General features: G+C 65.6%; 16 protein-coding genes. 11 read left to right on the top strand and 5 right to left on the bottom strand.

All coding sequences use genetic code 11. The features are described 5' to 3' along the window. Positions 1-50: 50 nt before the first annotated feature. The 4 genes from edd to zwf all read right to left on the bottom strand — a co-directional run bounded on the left by edd (position 51) and on the right by zwf (position 5,234). Positions 51-1,967 (bottom strand): phosphogluconate dehydratase, encoded by a 1,917-nt coding sequence (gene edd / locus XaFJ1_RS08845; protein ID WP_012916324.1) that lies wholly within the window; start codon positions 1,965-1,967, stop codon positions 51-53. Between the two features lie 110 nt (positions 1,968-2,077). Continuing rightward, the gene (gene pgl / locus XaFJ1_RS08840; RefSeq protein ID WP_012916323.1) at positions 2,078-2,797 is read right to left on the bottom strand and encodes a 6-phosphogluconolactonase; all 720 of its coding nucleotides are present in this window, start codon (positions 2,795-2,797) and stop codon (positions 2,078-2,080) included. Further along, a complete protein-coding gene (glk, locus tag XaFJ1_RS08835) occupies positions 2,794-3,801 on the bottom strand; it encodes a glucokinase (RefSeq protein ID WP_012916322.1) in 1,008 nt (335 codons plus the stop codon). Before glk ends, pgl begins: the two co-directional genes overlap by 4 nt. Continuing rightward, complete coding sequence (gene zwf, locus XaFJ1_RS08830) at positions 3,798-5,234, bottom strand: glucose-6-phosphate dehydrogenase (RefSeq protein WP_045757302.1); 1,437 nt, start codon at positions 5,232-5,234, stop codon at positions 3,798-3,800. The genes glk and zwf overlap by 4 nt, the downstream gene beginning before the upstream one ends. Positions 5,235-5,677: 443 nt before the next feature. Here zwf and XaFJ1_RS08825 point away from each other — a divergent pair, with 443 nt between their 5' ends. Next, on the top strand, positions 5,678-6,766 hold the full coding sequence (locus XaFJ1_RS08825; RefSeq protein ID WP_012916320.1) for an ABC transporter ATP-binding protein: 1,089 nt from the start codon (positions 5,678-5,680) through the stop codon (positions 6,764-6,766). A 20-nt stretch (positions 6,767-6,786) separates the two neighbouring features. Here the strand turns inward: XaFJ1_RS08825 and ygfZ are convergent, their stop codons facing one another. Beyond that, positions 6,787-7,653: a CAF17-like 4Fe-4S cluster assembly/insertion protein YgfZ gene (gene ygfZ, locus XaFJ1_RS08820; RefSeq protein ID WP_012916319.1), complete on the bottom strand. Its 867-nt coding sequence runs from the start codon at positions 7,651-7,653 to the stop codon at positions 6,787-6,789. Between ygfZ and XaFJ1_RS16525 the strand changes: the two genes are divergently transcribed. The 10 genes from XaFJ1_RS16525 to lolD all read left to right on the top strand — a co-directional run bounded on the left by XaFJ1_RS16525 (position 7,587) and on the right by lolD (position 14,330). Then, positions 7,587-7,862, top strand: coding sequence for a DUF1674 domain-containing protein (locus tag XaFJ1_RS16525; protein ID WP_425476757.1), 276 nt, complete (start codon positions 7,587-7,589; stop codon positions 7,860-7,862). The genes ygfZ and XaFJ1_RS16525 overlap by 67 nt on opposite strands. A gap of 60 nt (positions 7,863-7,922) precedes the next feature. Continuing rightward, entirely contained in the window at positions 7,923-8,315 is a 393-nt protein-coding gene (sdhC, locus tag XaFJ1_RS08810) for a succinate dehydrogenase, cytochrome b556 subunit (RefSeq protein ID WP_012916317.1), read from the top strand. Beyond that, on the top strand, positions 8,312-8,698 hold the full coding sequence (gene sdhD, locus XaFJ1_RS08805) for a succinate dehydrogenase, hydrophobic membrane anchor protein (RefSeq protein ID WP_012916316.1): 387 nt from the start codon (positions 8,312-8,314) through the stop codon (positions 8,696-8,698). Before sdhC ends, sdhD begins: the two co-directional genes overlap by 4 nt. A 29-nt stretch (positions 8,699-8,727) precedes the next feature. Beyond that, positions 8,728-10,518 (top strand): succinate dehydrogenase flavoprotein subunit, encoded by a 1,791-nt coding sequence (sdhA, locus tag XaFJ1_RS08800; RefSeq protein WP_012916315.1) that lies wholly within the window; start codon positions 8,728-8,730, stop codon positions 10,516-10,518. Positions 10,519-10,537: 19 nt separating this feature from the next. Further along, positions 10,538-10,735: a hypothetical protein gene (locus XaFJ1_RS08795; protein ID WP_045762304.1), complete on the top strand. Its 198-nt coding sequence runs from the start codon at positions 10,538-10,540 to the stop codon at positions 10,733-10,735. 16 nt (positions 10,736-10,751) lie between these two features. Next, positions 10,752-11,534 carry a succinate dehydrogenase iron-sulfur subunit gene (locus tag XaFJ1_RS08790; protein ID WP_012916314.1) on the top strand — a complete coding sequence of 261 codons (783 nt, stop codon included), beginning with the start codon at positions 10,752-10,754 and terminating at the stop codon, positions 11,532-11,534. A gap of 133 nt (positions 11,535-11,667) precedes the next feature. Next, positions 11,668-11,916, top strand: a complete 249-nt coding sequence (locus XaFJ1_RS08785) for an FAD assembly factor SdhE (protein WP_012916313.1) — start codon at positions 11,668-11,670, stop codon at positions 11,914-11,916. Continuing rightward, positions 11,867-12,319, top strand: coding sequence for a hypothetical protein (locus XaFJ1_RS08780; RefSeq protein ID WP_012916312.1), 453 nt, complete (start codon positions 11,867-11,869; stop codon positions 12,317-12,319). The genes XaFJ1_RS08785 and XaFJ1_RS08780 overlap by 50 nt, the downstream gene beginning before the upstream one ends. Positions 12,320-12,343: 24 nt before the next feature. Beyond that, positions 12,344-13,588 (top strand): lipoprotein-releasing ABC transporter permease subunit, encoded by a 1,245-nt coding sequence (locus XaFJ1_RS08775; protein WP_012916311.1) that lies wholly within the window; start codon positions 12,344-12,346, stop codon positions 13,586-13,588. Between the two features lie 16 nt (positions 13,589-13,604). After that, positions 13,605-14,330, top strand: a complete 726-nt coding sequence (gene lolD / locus XaFJ1_RS08770; protein ID WP_045757301.1) for a lipoprotein-releasing ABC transporter ATP-binding protein LolD — start codon at positions 13,605-13,607, stop codon at positions 14,328-14,330. Positions 14,331-14,452 lie beyond the last annotated feature (122 nt).

Here is a 14,452-nt window from a genome sequence, read left to right as displayed (position 1 = left end):
CCAGGCCGCGAATGGCCTGGGGCAGGGTGGGGTAGGGCGATCGAAGTCGCTCAGGCGTCCTTGGCCTCGTGTGGCGCGGAAGCGGCCTCCGCGTCGTGGCCAAGCTCGTACTCTGCGTCGTAGTTCCACAGGTCGCCGTCGGCCGCAGGTGGGCCACAGGAGATCGATAGCGCACCTTGGTCGGCGGGGCCGACCACGCGGCGGTTGATTCCGAACAGATTACGACCGATGTCGTGCGCGGCTGGCGCGGTGTTCGGCGCGCGCGCGCGTGCGGCCCATTCGGCGGCGTCCACTAACACTTCCAGGGTGCCGGCTTCGCCGTCCAGGCGCACGATATCGCCTTCGCGCACGCAGGCGATGGGGCCGCCGCGCGCCGCTTCCGGGGTGACGTGGATGGCCGCCGGGAACTTGCCCGAGGCGCCAGACAGGCGTCCGTCGGTGACCAGTGCCACACGCCGGCCTTGGTTCTGCAACAGGCCCAGCAGCGGCGCCAGCGAGTGCAGTTCGGGCATGCCGTTGGCGCGCGGCCCCTGGTAGCGCAGCACGACCACGAAATCGTGCGGCAGCGCGCCAGCGGCGTGCAGTTTGTTCAGCGCTTGCGGCGCATCGATGACGACCGCTGGTGCCTCGATGGTGCGGAACTGCGGTTTCACCGCCGACAACTTGATCAGTGAGCGACCGAGGTTGCCACGTAATAGGCGCAAGCCGCCTTGCGCTTCGAACGGGGCGGCGGCCGGGCGCACGACGGTTTCATCGCCGCTCTTGGCCGGACTCGGCACGTAGGCCAGTGCGCCGTCCCGCAGGCATGGCTCGTCGGCGTAGGCGCGCATGCCGCCAGGGACCACGGTTGGCAGGTCGTCGTGCATCAGTCCGGCGTCCATCAGTTCGCGGAACACGAAGCCGATGCCGCCCGCCGCGGCGAAGTGGTTCACATCGGCGTCGCCGTTCGGATACACGCGGGTCAGCAGCGGCACCATTTGCGACAGTGCGTCCAGGTCGTCCCAGGTCAATACGATGCCGGCCGCACGCGCCACCGCCAGCCAGTGGATGGTGTGGTTGGTGGAACCACCGGTAGCCATCAGCGCGACCACGGCGTTGACGATGGCACGTTCGTCGATGAGCCGGCCAAGCGGGCGGAAGTCGTTGCCCAGCGCGGTGATGCGTAGCGCGCGTTCGGTCGCCTGCTGGGTCAGCGCCTCGCGCAGCGGGGTGCCGGGATTGACGAACGAGGCGCCGGGGAGCTGCACGCCCATCGCTTCCAGCAGCACCTGGTTGGAGTTGGCGGTACCGTAGAAGGTGCAGGTGCCGGGGGCATGGTAGGAGGCCGATTCGGCAGCCAGCAACTCCTCGCGGGTGGCCTGGCCGGCGGCGTAACGCTCGCGCACTTCGGCTTTCTGTTTGTTGGGAATACCGGGCGGCATCGGCCCGGCGGGAACGAATATCGCCGGCAGGTGACCGAAGGCCAGTGCGCCAATCAGCAGGCCCGGCACGATCTTGTCGCACACGCCCAGATAGAGGCTGGTGTCGAACATGTCGTGGCTGAGGCCGATCGCGGTGGCCTGTGCGATCACGTCGCGCGAGAACAGCGACAGTTCCATGCCCGGTCGGCCTTGAGTCACGCCGTCGCACATCGCCGGTACGCCGCCGGCCACCTGCGCGGTGGCGCCGAGCGTGCGGGCGGTGTTGCGGATGAGTTCTGGGTAGTGCTCGAACGGCTGGTGGGCCGAGAGCATGTCGTTGTAGGCGGTGATGATGCCGAGGTTCGGGGTGATCCCGCCTTCGAGGCGACTCTTGTCGGTGGGGCCGCAGGCGGCGAAACCGTGGGCGAGGTTGCCGCAACTCAGGCGGCTGCGGAACGGGCCGTCGCGCAGTGCGGCGTCGATGCCGGCCAGGTAGGCGTACCGCGATGGCGCACTGCGCACGCGGATACGTTCGGTGATCGCATGAAGTTTGGGATGCAGGGTCATTGGCTAAAGGCTAAGTATGGGGTGGGGTCCGGAGACCCAGGAAAAGCAGCAGAAGTCGCACAGCAGGGCTGTTGCGGGGCACGGGTATCGGGTCCCAGGCACTGGCTCGACTACTCGCACCAGTGCACGCGCAAATGCGCCCCCGGCGTATCGAACGCGACGCGGATCGGGAATTCGTGCGGATCGGTGCCCGCCAGCGCATGTTCGAGCACCTGCAGTTTCTGCTTGCCGCGCAACAGCAACAAGCGCTGACCGATTGGTGCCAGGCCGGCCGGGGTCAGGGTGATGCGTCGCAGCCAGGCATTGGCGCCAGGGCAGCCGGTGGCATCGAGCGCGGCGTAGGGGAGCGGGGTGGTCAGTGCCTTGTTCAGGTCGGTGGCGCCCGGGAATAGTGAGGCCGTGTGGCCATCGCCGCCCATGCCCAGCACCGCCATACATGCGGGCGGCGCGTGTTGGGCGTGCAGGTTGGCGGCATGCACGCAGTCCTGCAACGGCTTGCCGACCCGCACCAGCGGTTCGAAGCGTGCCTCCTCGGCGCGGTCCAGCAGACTGTGTCGGATCAGATAGGCATTGCTGTCGCTGTCCTGCGGCGACAGCCAGCGCTCGTCGACCAGGCCGACCTCCAGTTTGGACCAGTCCAGCGGCAGTTCGGCCAGGGCCTGGTACACCGGCGCTGGTGTGGTGCCCCCGGACAGTAGCAGGCGCGCACTGCCGCGGCGCTGGATTTCCTCTGCCAATGCGTTGCCGATCTCGGCCGCAGCCGCGTCGATCCATTCGTCTGGATCGTCGTAGCGGACCAGGGTGATGCGGTCGGACAACGTGGCGCTCATGCAATGGCTCCTGGAGATTGCCGCGCGACATCCACTGCATAGGCAGCGGCGCCGAGCAGGCCGGGACGTGGGTGGATCACCGCCAGCGACGGTACCTGCGCCATGATCGACGAAAACCGGCCTTTATGCTCGAAGCGCTGGCGGAAGCCGGAATGCTGGATCGCGTCGAGCATCCTCGGCACCAGCCCGCCGGTCAGGAAGACCCCGTCCCAGGCGCCCTGCATCAGGACCAGATCCCCGGCAATGGCGCCGAAGACCGCGCAAAACACCTGAATGGTGCGCATGGCGCGGTAATCGCCCTGGGCGGCGCGCGCGGAGATGTCTTCCGGTTTCAGTGGACCGGGATCGTCGCCGGCCATCTCGCTGAGGGCGCGGTGGATGTTGACCAGGCCGGGGCCGCACACCAGGCGTTCGTTGGAGACGCGGCCGAACTGCTGCGAGAGCAGTTCCAGGATGCGGATTTCTTCTGGCGTGCCCGGCGGAAAGCTGACGTGCCCGCCCTCGGTTTCCAGCGGATAGCTGCGGCCACCGCGGACCAGCAGGCCGCCGACGCCCAGGCCGGTCCCAGGACCGATCACGCCGTAGTTGCGCGGCACCTCGATTGCCGCCGGGCTCCAGCTCGCGCCGCCGACCTGGACCACGTCCTGCGGTTGTAGCAGGTTGATCGCCATCGCCTGCGCAGCGAAGTCGTTGATCAGGTGCAGGACGTCGAAGCCGAGCATGCTGCCGGTGCGTGAACGCGAGATCACCCAGGGATGGTTGGTGATTCGTGCTTCGTCCCCGTCCACCCGCCCGGCCACCGCGAACACGCCGCTGCGCGCGTCCACGCCGGTCTGTGCCAGATAGTGACGGGCGGCATCGCCTAGCGATGGAAATTCCACCACCGCATAGGTCTGTGTGCTGTCGTCGAGCAGGGGTGTGGAGGCGTCCAAGTCGGCGAGGGCGAAGCGCGCGTTGGTGCCGCCGATGTCTGCGACCAACACCGGTCGCTGCGGTGCGCTCATGGTGTGTCTCGTCGCGCGGGGTTGGGCGGGGTGGCGGAGACGTAGGCTTGTGCTTCCTGCGGTCCCCAACTGCCGGCCGGGTAGAGTTGCAACGGCAATCGCGCTTGCGCCCAAGCCTCGCTGACGCTGTCGATCCAGGCCCAGGCGGCGCGCACTTCGTCGTCGCGCACGAACAGCGCGTGGTTGCCGTTGAGTGCGTCGAGCATCAGCCGCTCGTAGGCGATGCGCCGGTGCAGCCCGGTCGGTACCGATAGTTCCAGTTCCAGCGGCTGCAGTTCCAGCGCCCCCCATTCCGGGCCGGCCAGGCTGCTCATCAGGTCCAGTTCGATATTTTCCTGCGGCTGCAACTGGAAGGTCAGCCGGTTCGGCGCCACCTGCTGTGCAGCCGGCCGCTCGAACAGCCAATGAGTGACCGGTTTGAGCGTGACCACCACGCGGGTGGAGCGTTCGGCCAGGCGTTTGCCGGTACATAGCCGGAACGGCACCCCGGCCCAGCGCCAGTTGTCGATGTAGGCGGTGACCGCGACGAAGGTTTCCACGTCGCTGCCTTCCGGCGGTTGGTAGGCCTGCGCCGGCTGGCCGTTGACGGTGCCGGCGGTGTAGCGCCCGCGCACGCTGTCGCGCGCGGCGTGCGCCGCCTGCAGCGGACGCAACGCGCGCAGTACCTTGACCTTCTCGTCGCGGATGCGGTCCGCTTCCAGCGAGGCCGGCGGCTCCATCGCCACCAGGCACAACAACTGTAGGATATGGCTTTGCACCATGTCGCGCAGCGCGCCGGAGCGCGCGTAGTAGGCGTCGCGGCCGTCCACGCCTTCGCTTTCGGCGACTAGGATATCCACCGACTCGATGTAGTTGCGGTTCCACACCGCCTCCAGCAGCGTGTTGCCGAAGCGCAGGGCGATCAGGTTCTGCACCGCCGCCTTGCCCAGGTAGTGATCCAGGCGGAACACGCGGTCTTCGTCGATCAGCGCGCCGATCGATTGCAGGATCTCATGCGCGCTGTCCGAATCGTGGCCGATCGGCTTTTCCAGCATCAACCGGTTCGGCGCGGCCAGCGCGCCGCCCAGGGCCAGGCCCTGGCATGTGCTGATGTACAGCCCCGGCGGGATCGCCAGGTAACTCACGCACTTGCGCGCGCTCAGGTCGCGCACTGCCTCGGCCACCGATTCGGGGTTGCGCAGGTCCACCGAGCGGTAGTCGATGCGGGCCAGCAGTGCCTGGACGATGGACTCGCCGATCTGCGGCATCGCCGCGTGCAGGCGCGGCTTGAGCAGCGCGTGGAACTTGGCGGTATCGTGCGGCGACAATGCCAGCGCGCGGATGCGGAAATCCTCTGGCAGGAAGCCATCGTCGAGCATGCGCAGCAGCGATGGAAACAGGTAGCGCTGGGCCAGGTCGCCGGTGGCGCCGAACAACAGGAAGGTATCGTGCATCGACCGGATTTCGGTTTCGGGTGACATGTCGTCAATCACTAGTGGCGGGTTTTAGTTGCGTGGCGTTGGTAAAGCGGGTGGCGGACGCAGACTGTATCTGTTCTGCGGCCTGGGCGAAGGCGCGACGGGGAATGGCCGTCAGGCGCGGGCGCACGGTGCGAGAGAGCAATACGACTGCAAGACCTCTGAGGATACCTCTCTAATGCCTCAAGCAGCAGCATCCAGATGCGACACGCACCGGATCGGCGGTGAGCGGATCGCATTGCAGGCCCTACTCCGGCGCAAGGTCGGATCGTGGAAACGGTTACATGTCAGAATACCGTATCGTGCGTCATTGTTGCCGGTGTGCCGGCACGATGCGACCCGCATGTGCATGCACATGCACTGCCTTCGGGAGGGACCGGCGGCAGCCCGTTCCTCTTGCCGGAAACCGGATCCGCACCATGGCGATAGTACGACTGGACAACATCCGCAAGGTCTACGACAACGGTCAGGTGGCCGTGGAGGGGGCCAGTTTCGATGTAGCCGACGGCGAGTTGATGGTGCTGGTCGGGCCGTCGGGCTGCGGTAAGTCCACGTTGTTGCGGATGATTGCCGGGCTGGAGGAGATCAGCAGCGGCCAATTGCGTATCGGCGAGCGTGTGGTCAATGAGGTGGCGCCGAAGGATCGCGACATCGCCATGGTGTTTCAGAGCTATGCCTTGTATCCGCACATGACCGTGGCCGAGAACCTGGCGTTCGGGCTCAAGTTGCGCGGGGAGAGCAAGGCGGTCATCCGTCAGCGCGTGGCCGCCGCCGCGCAGACCCTGGGCCTGACCCCGATGCTGGATAAATTGCCGCGCGCCATGTCCGGCGGTCAGCGTCAGCGCGTGGCCCTGGGGCGTGCGCTGGTGCGCGAGCCGGCGGTGTTCCTGCTCGATGAGCCGCTGTCCAATCTGGATGCCAAACTGCGCCACACGGTGCGCACCGAGATTGCGCAGCTGCATCGCAAACTCGGCACCACCATGATTTACGTCACCCACGATCAAGTCGAGGCGATGACGCTGGGCCAGCGTATCGTCGTGCTCAAGGATGGCGTCATCCAGCAGATCGACGCGCCGATGGCGCTGTACGAGCGCCCGGCCAACCTGTTCGTGGCCGGTTTCCTCGGCAGCCCGGCAATGAATGTGCTGCGTGGGCAATTGTGCGAAGACGACGGTTTGCAATTGCAACTGGCCGACGCCAGCCGGCTACCGTTGCCGGGTGCGCAGGTTGCGCCGCAGTGGATTGGTCGGCAGATCGCGATCGGCGTGCGTCCGGAGCATCTGCAGCCGAGTGAGGATGCACAGGGAGGATTCGATGCGATCGTTGATGTGGTGGAGCCGGTCGGCAACGAGATTTTCGTCAACCTTCGCCATGGTGCGCAGCCGTTGGTGATGCGGGTTGCGCCGCGTGCGCTGCCCGGTCTGGGCGAGCATCTGTCGGTGGCGGTACGCGGCGCGGCGTTGCATTTTTTCGATGCCGACAGCGGCAATCGGTTGGCGGTGGGCTGACCCCGCATGCGGGGGCGTGCTCAGCGTGCCAAGCCCTCGCGCAGCGGCTGCCAGTGCGCCGCGCGTGTTTCGACCTGTAGTCCGCTTGGCGGCGTCTCTTCCAGCGGAAGTACCGCCAGCGCCAGTGTGCCGGCGATGCTGATGACGCTGCCGATCGGCTCGCCCTCGCGCAGGACCGGTGCCCCGGTCGCGACCGGGGCCTCCAGTTCCAATAATTGCAACGCACGTTTGGCCTTGCCCAGGAAATGGGTGCGGGCGACGATTTCCTGGCCTGGGTAGCAGCCTTTTTTGACGCTGAAGGCGTGCAGTCGGTCCAGCCCGAGTTGTTGCGGGGTCCATTGCTCGTGCTGGTCCGGGGCCAGCCGGGCCAGACCCAGGCGCAGGTCGGCCTCGCGCCAGGCATCCACGATGCCCGGATCGGCCGCAAGCGTGGCCTGCGCCGGCATCAGACGCAGTGTGCGCGACAGGCCGTCGCCGCCCATGTCCAGCTCGATCGCCCCGTCCTTGCCGGTCGCCGACAGCGCGCCTTGTGCCTGCGCCGGCAGGCTCAGTCGGCCATGGGCGCGCAGGTCGTCTTCGGCGGCGATGCGCAGTTTGCGCCTGAACACGAAGCGACCCAGCGCCGCGGCCAGTTCGCTGGCGCCGCCATCGGGCAGCAATGCCAGCAGCGTGTCGTCGGCTTGCCGTAACAGCGCGAACAGCGCGATCACCCGGCCTTTTACGTTGAGCCAGGCGTTCCACTGCCACTGGCCCACTTGCAGCGCTTGCACGTCGTTGGCGAACTGCGCCTGGGCGAAGGCGACTGCATCCGGACCGCGTAATGCGACGTATTCCAGGTGTGGTAGGGCGGAAAAACCGCCGGAATCCAGATTCAGGTTGTCAGGCACGGGGGCGAGGACTAAAATTGAGCCGTTGTGAGACCTGTATGATAGTCCAACCAACCCCCACACCCGAGTCCGATCCCGAAACGCAGCGGCCTGCCGAGGAGACCCCTCCGCGTCCAGCGCCTGCGCCACCGGAGATCGGCGGTCGCGGCGGCCTCGAGCCGACGCGCTACGGCGACTGGGAAAAAAACGGACGCTGCATCGATTTCTGAGCAGTTGTGAGCCAACGCGGCCTTAAGCACGCCGCCCAGCCGAGATAACGAGCCAAGCGCATGGCGACCCGTGAACGTCCTCTCTCTCCCCATCTGCAGGTCTATCGCTGGCAGATCCAGATGGTCACGTCCATCGTGCACCGCGCCACCGGTATCGTGCTGGCGTTCGGTGCGTTGCTCATCGTCGCTGCGCTGTTGCTGCTGATGTGCGGGCAGGCCTCCTGGGACTGCTTCCGTGCATTGGCCGGCGCCTGGTACGGCCAGGTGTTCCTGTTCGCCTGGAGTTGGGCGTTCGCCTACCACCTGTGCAACGGCCTGCGCCACATCGTGCAGGACTTCGGTCACGGCTTCAGCATTCCCGCGTTTTTGCGCAGCAGCTGGTTGTCGGTGATCGGCAGTCTGGTCATCGTGGCGCTGATCTGGGTGGACGTCCTCACCGGAGCTGCCGCATGAGTCGCTACCGTACCCCGCTGAAGAACGTCCGCGGCTTGGGCGCGGCCAAGTCCGGCACCGAACACTTCGTGCTGCAACGGCTCACCGCCACCGCCCTGGTCGGCTTGACCATTTGGTTCCTGACGTTGGTGCTGAGCTTGCTCGGTGCCGACTATGTCACCGCGACCCAGGCGGTCGCCAAACCGTGGAATGCCGTGCTGCTGGTCGGCTTTTTGATCGCGATGTTCTGGCATGCGCAGATCGGACTGCAGGTAATTCTCGAAGACTACGTGCACAACTCGCTGCTGGCCCTGGCGCTGCAGACCACGGTGAAGTTCATCGCCGTGCTCGGCGCGATCGTCGGTGTATTCGCGGTCGCCCGCATTGCGCTGGGCAGCGCCTGATCGGCGCCGGTAACAGGAATTCAGACTCGATGTCCGCTTACAAGATCACCGAACACAAGTACGACATGGTCGTCGTCGGCGCCGGCGGCGCTGGCTTGCGTGCGACCTTCGGCCTGGCCCAGAAGGGCCTGCAGACGGTTTGCCTGACCAAGGTCTTCCCGACCCGTTCGCACACCGTGGCCGCGCAGGGCGGCATCTCCGCCGCGCTCGGCAACATGGGCGAGGACGACTGGCGCTACCACTTCTACGACACCATCAAGGGATCGGACTGGCTGGGCGACCAGGATGCGATCGAGTACATGTGCCGCGAGGCGATCCCGGCGATCATCGAGCTCGAACACTATGGCGTGCCGTTCAGCCGTACCGAGGATGGCAAGATCTATCAGCGTCCGTTCGGCGGCATGACCACCAAATACGGCGAAGGCCCGTCGGCGCAGCGCACCTGCGCTGCCGCCGACCGCACCGGCCATGCCATGCTGCACACGCTGTACCAGCAGTCGCTGGCGCACAATGCGCGCTTCATGGTGGAGTACTTCGCGCTCGACCTGATCTTCGACGAAGAGGGCGTGTGCCGTGGCGTGCTGGCGCTGGACATGGCCGAGGGATCGTTGCATCTGTTCCGCGCCCATGGCGTGGTGTTGGCCACCGGCGGCTACGGTCGCGCCTACTTCAGCGCCACCTCCGCGCACACCTGCACCGGCGATGGCGGTGGCTTGGTGATGCGCGCCGGCTTGCCGATGCAGGACATGGAGTTTGTGCAGTTCCACCCAACCGGTATCTATGGCGCCGGCTGCCTGATTACCGAGGGCGTGCGTGGCGAAGGTGGCATTCTGCGCAACAGCAGCGGCGAGCGTTTCATGGAGCGCTATGCGCCGCACTACAAGGACCTGGCCTCGCGCGACGTGGTGTCGCGTTCGATGACCATCGAGATCCGCGAAGGTCGCGGTGTCGGCGTACACAAGGACCATATCCTGCTCGACCTGACCCACCTGGGCCCGGGCGTGATCGACGAGAAATTGCCCGGCATCGCCGAGAGCGCGCGCATCTTCGCCGGCGTCGATGTGCATAAACAACCGATTCCGGTGCTGCCGACCGTGCATTACAACATGGGTGGTATCCCCACCAACTACCACGGCGAAGTGGTGCGCAAGGACGGCGACAATCCCGATGCGGTGGTGCCTGGTCTGTACTCCATCGGCGAGGCCGCTTGCGTGTCGGTCCATGGCGCCAATCGTCTTGGGTCCAACTCGTTGCTGGACTTGGTGGTGTTCGGTCGCGCGGTGGCCAACCGCTGTGCCGAGACAATCAAGACCGGCGCGCCGCACAAGGACCTGCCGGGCGACGCCTGCGACAAGGCACTGGGCATGCTGGACAAGCTGCGCCACGCCAACGGCAGCACCCCGACCTCGGTGATTCGCGACAAGATGCAGCGCACCATGCAGTCGGATGCAGCTGTATTCCGCACCAGCAAGACGCTGAAGGAAGGTGTGGACAAGATGGCGGAGATCTTCGCCAGCTTCGAGGACGTGAAGGTGTCCGACCGCTCGCTGGTGTGGAATTCCGACTTGATCGAGACCTACGAATTGAACAACCTACTGCTCAATGCGGTGGCGACGATCAACTCGGCCGAACAGCGCAAGGAAAGCCGCGGCGCGCATGCACACGAGGATTTCCCGGACCGCGACGACGCCAACTGGCAGAAGCACACCCTGGTCACCGTCGACGACAAGGGCCGATGCAGCTTCGACTATCGCCCGGTGCATATGTACACGCTCAGCAATGACGTGGACGTGGTGCCGCCGAAGCCGCGCGTGTATTGATCCGAGGGCAGGATCGGCGATGCAATCCAACATGCTGTCGCTGACCGTGATCGCGCTTGGGCTGCGGTTTGCATTGCGTCTCCTGTTTGAACGGTTGATGCTGCGTACCGAGAGAGGGGCTTGGGCCTTGGTCTGCGCCGCCCTCTCTATCGTCAGCGACATTTTTTTCCTAAACATGCGTGCGGTGCGGATCTCATTCTCGCGCATGCAAGCCTGAGCCAACGAGAACAGCCATGGCAGAGTTCACCCTCCCCAAGAATTCCACGATCGGCAAGGGCAAGCACTATCCCGCCAAGGGCGCGAAGAATGTGCGCACCTTCAAGATCTACCGCTGGAATCCGGACGACGACAGCAATCCGCGCACCGACACCTACGAGGTGGATCTGGACGCGTGCGGTCCGATGGTCCTGGACGCGCTGATCCAGATCAAAAACGAAATCGACCCGACCCTGACCTTCCGCCGGTCTTGCCGCGAGGGAATCTGTGGTTCGTGCGCGATGAATATCGACGGCACCAATACGCTGGCCTGCACCAAGGCGATTGCCGATTGCGGCAAGCGGGAAGTGCCGATTTACCCGCTGCCGCACATGAGCGTGGTCAAGGATCTGGTCCCCGATCTGACCCATTTCTACGCCCAGTACGCTTCGATCAAGCCTTGGATTCGCACTCAGACCCCGCCGCCGCCGGATCGCGAGCGACTGCAATCGCCGGAGGATCGCAAGAAGCTCGACGGCCTGTACGAGTGCATCCTGTGCGCCTGCTGCTCGACCAGTTGCCCGAGCTACTGGTGGAACGGCGAGCGCTATCTGGGGCCGGCCATCCTGCTGCAGGCCTATCGCTGGATCATCGATTCGCGCGACGAGGACACCGGTGCGCGCCTGGATGATCTGGAAGACCCGTTCAAGCTATATCGCTGCCATACCATCATGAATTGCGCGCGGACCTGCCCGAAGGGGCTGAACCCGGCGCTGGCGATCGCCGAAATCAAGAAGCTGATGATGGCGCGTCGCGCCTGATCGGATCGGCTCTGCGAGCGGTTTCACTGCGGCGGGCCTGCCCGCCGACTGCGCGGCACCGATGCTGCGATTCGGTGCCGCGTTCGTTGCGGCGACCGCTGCCGCGCGCCGTCACCAGGCAAGGGGCGATACGATGGACGACACCACCGAACTGAAAAAGCTGCGCTGGCGCTGCCGGCGCGGCATGCGCGAGCTGGACCAACTGTTCGGCCGATACCTGGACCAGCGTTGGGCACAGGCGCCGACAGTCGAACGCGGGGTTTTCCTATCCCTGCTCGATTGCGAGGACGATAAATTATGGCGCTGGTTCATGGGGTATGAGGTTTGTCCCGATGCGCGTGCCGCCGATCTCATCGCCACCATACGCGCCATGCCGGCTTGAATGGCGTCCCTCGCGCTGGCTGCTGGCCGCGTTGAGCTTGCTGGGCGTTCTGGCGCCGCTGTCCATCCTCGGTTCGGACCTGCCGCGTGGCGTGGCGTGGTCGGCGGCACTGCTCGCCTTGTTCTATGCGCTGGTGCTATTGCGCCGCGAAGCTGGGCGTCTGCCTCGCATCGTGCTGATCCCGGCAGGGGCTGGTACTGCCACAGTGGACGGCACGCCGGTGACCGCGCTGCAGGTCCACTGGCGTGGGCCGTTGGCATTCTTGCGCTGGCGTGATGCGCAAGGGCGGTTGCGGCACCTGGCGTGGTGGCCGGATACGCTGCCGGCGCCGGCACGACGTGAACTGCGTCTGGCCGCACAGGCCCATGCCGCTTCGTCTGCGCCGCCGCAAATGGCACCATAGCGCATCCCTGGATGGTGGCTGCGCATGTTCAAACCTATACCCGTGGCCATCGGCCTGCGTTATCTGCGTGCCAAACGCCGCAACAACTTCATCTCCTTCATCTCCATGGCCTCGATCCTCGGTATCGCCCTGGGTGTGACGGTGCTGATCACCACGCTGGCGGTGATGAGCGGCTTCCAGAAGGAGATACGCGACCGACTCCTGCAAATGGCGGCCCATGCCACGGTCAGCGCGCAGGGCGCGCCGATGCAGGATTGGCGGCACGCGGTGGACGTGGCCATGGGCGATCCGCGCGTGGCCGGCGCCGCGCCCTATGTCGAGGAAGAGGCGCTGTTGACTGGTCTGCGTAACCAGCCGGCGATCGTGCGCGGCATTGTGCCTGCGGAGGAAGCCAAGGTCTCGGTGCTGGCGCAGAAGATGAAGCAGGGGTCGGTCGACAGTTTGGTCCCCGGCTCCTACAACATCGTGCTCGGCCAGGAACTGGCGTTGTGGCTGGGCGTGGCCGTGGGCGACAAGGTGGTGGTGATGCTCGGCGAACCGCAGGCCAGCCCGATGGGCATGGTGCCGCGTTACAAGCGCTTCACCGTCAGCGGTATCTTCGAGGCCGGCTACAACGAGGTCGATCGCGGTCTGGCGGTGACCAGCATGGCGGATCTGCAGCGGGTGCTGCGCATGGGCGACGGCGTCACCGGCGTGCGGCTGAAATTGCACGACATGGATCTGGCCTGGAACGTGGCCCGCGACCTGGCGTTGAAGCTGCGTGGGCCATACATGGTCAGTGACTGGACCCGCGAGAACGCCAACCTCTATCAATCGTTGAAGATGGAAAAGACCGTAATGGGCATCTTGTTGTCGCTGATCATCGCGATGGGCGCGTTCAACCTGGTGTCCTCGCAGGTGATGCTGGTGACCGACAAGCAGGCCGACATCGCGATCCTGCGCACGCTCGGGTTGAGTCCCGGCGGGGTGATGCAGGTGTTCATGGTGCAGGGCACGCTGATCGGCGTGATCGGTACCGTCGCCGGAGTGATCGGTGGCGTCGTGCTGACCTTGAACCTGGAGCGGATCCTGGCCGCCATCGAAGCGGTGTTCAATATCAAGTTGCTACCCGAGGATGTGTACTACATCACCGGCTTGCCGACCGACATGCAACCGCGCGACGTCGTCGTGATCACCGTCGTCGCGTTGTTGATGAGTTTTCTTGCCACGCTGTATCCAGCGTGGCGCGCGGCCCGCACGCAACCGGCGGAGGCGCTGCGCTATGAGTAAGCAACCGCAATCGGAGATGGCGCATCGTCAACCTGCGGGGTCGCCGTTGGGCGGGGAGGCCGTTCGCGCCGAAGCGTTGGCCAAGACTTACGCCGAAGGCAAGATGCGCACGCCGGTGTTCGACGCACTGGACCTGAGTGTGGCCCCGGGTGAGACGGTGGCCATCGTCGGCGCCTCCGGTGCAGGCAAAAGCACTTTGTTGCACCTGCTTGGCGGCCTCGACGTGCCTACCTCAGGCGAGGTCTACGTCGCCGGGCAGCGCATGTCGGCGCTGACCGACGCGGCGCGTGGGCAGCTGCGCAACCGCTCGCTGGGTTTCGTCTATCAGTTCCATCATTTGTTGCCCGAATTCACCGCGTTGGAAAACGTGATGATGCCGGTATTGCTGAGTGGAGCGCAGGTGAACGAAGCCGATGCGCGCGCGCGCGCCTTGCTGGAATCGGTGGGTCTGGGGCATCGCCTGGAGCACAAGCCGGGTGAATTGTCCGGTGGCGAACGCCAGCGTGCCGCGGTGGCGCGTGCCCTGGTCAACCGTCCGGCCTGTGTGCTCGGCGACGAGCCCACCGGCAATCTCGACGACAAGACCGCCGCCAACGTGTTCGCGCTGATGCTCGAACTCAATCGCGCACATGGGACCAGCCTGGTGCTGGTCACCCACGACCGCAGTCTGGCGCGCAAGCTCGACCGTGTGCTGGAACTGCACCAGGGCAAGCTGCGCGAACTCGCGCTCGCCGAGGTCTGATTCGCCGCCGCCTATGCTGCGGCATCGCGTGCGGCGCGGCGCGTCTTTGCTGTCCTGGCACCCTATGCACCGTGTATACGCGTTGTCGCCTGCATGGCGTCGCGCAGGCGGCGACCAGCAAA

Origin of the sequence: Xanthomonas albilineans, assembly GCF_009931595.1 — a bacterium.
GTDB classification, from domain to species: domain Bacteria; phylum Pseudomonadota; class Gammaproteobacteria; order Xanthomonadales; family Xanthomonadaceae; genus Xanthomonas_A; species Xanthomonas_A albilineans.
This window is presented reverse-complemented; position numbering and strand designations above follow the sequence as displayed.

Excerpts from the sequence above, each read along its gene's own strand:
- edd (WP_012916324.1), bottom strand. The coding sequence starts at position 1,967 with ATGACCCTGCATCCCAAACTTCATGCGATCACCGAACGTATCCGCGTG.
- pgl (WP_012916323.1), bottom strand. The coding sequence starts at position 2,797 with ATGAGCGCCACGTTGTCCGACCGCATCACCCTGGTCCGCTACGACGAT.
- glk (WP_012916322.1), bottom strand. The coding sequence starts at position 3,801 with ATGAGCGCACCGCAGCGACCGGTGTTGGTCGCAGACATCGGCGGCACC.
- zwf (WP_045757302.1), bottom strand. The coding sequence starts at position 5,234 with ATGCACGATACCTTCCTGTTGTTCGGCGCCACCGGCGACCTGGCCCAG.
- XaFJ1_RS08825 (WP_012916320.1), top strand. The coding sequence starts at position 5,678 with ATGGCGATAGTACGACTGGACAACATCCGCAAGGTCTACGACAACGGT.
- XaFJ1_RS16525 (WP_425476757.1), top strand. The coding sequence starts at position 7,587 with ATGCGACGTATTCCAGGTGTGGTAGGGCGGAAAAACCGCCGGAATCCA.
- sdhC (WP_012916317.1), top strand. The coding sequence starts at position 7,923 with ATGGCGACCCGTGAACGTCCTCTCTCTCCCCATCTGCAGGTCTATCGC.
- sdhD (WP_012916316.1), top strand. The coding sequence starts at position 8,312 with ATGAGTCGCTACCGTACCCCGCTGAAGAACGTCCGCGGCTTGGGCGCG.
- sdhA (WP_012916315.1), top strand. The coding sequence starts at position 8,728 with ATGTCCGCTTACAAGATCACCGAACACAAGTACGACATGGTCGTCGTC.
- XaFJ1_RS08795 (WP_045762304.1), top strand. The coding sequence starts at position 10,538 with ATGCAATCCAACATGCTGTCGCTGACCGTGATCGCGCTTGGGCTGCGG.
- XaFJ1_RS08790 (WP_012916314.1), top strand. The coding sequence starts at position 10,752 with ATGGCAGAGTTCACCCTCCCCAAGAATTCCACGATCGGCAAGGGCAAG.
- XaFJ1_RS08785 (WP_012916313.1), top strand. The coding sequence starts at position 11,668 with ATGGACGACACCACCGAACTGAAAAAGCTGCGCTGGCGCTGCCGGCGC.
- XaFJ1_RS08780 (WP_012916312.1), top strand. The coding sequence starts at position 11,867 with ATGCGCGTGCCGCCGATCTCATCGCCACCATACGCGCCATGCCGGCTT.
- XaFJ1_RS08775 (WP_012916311.1), top strand. The coding sequence starts at position 12,344 with ATGTTCAAACCTATACCCGTGGCCATCGGCCTGCGTTATCTGCGTGCC.
- lolD (WP_045757301.1), top strand. The coding sequence starts at position 13,605 with ATGGCGCATCGTCAACCTGCGGGGTCGCCGTTGGGCGGGGAGGCCGTT.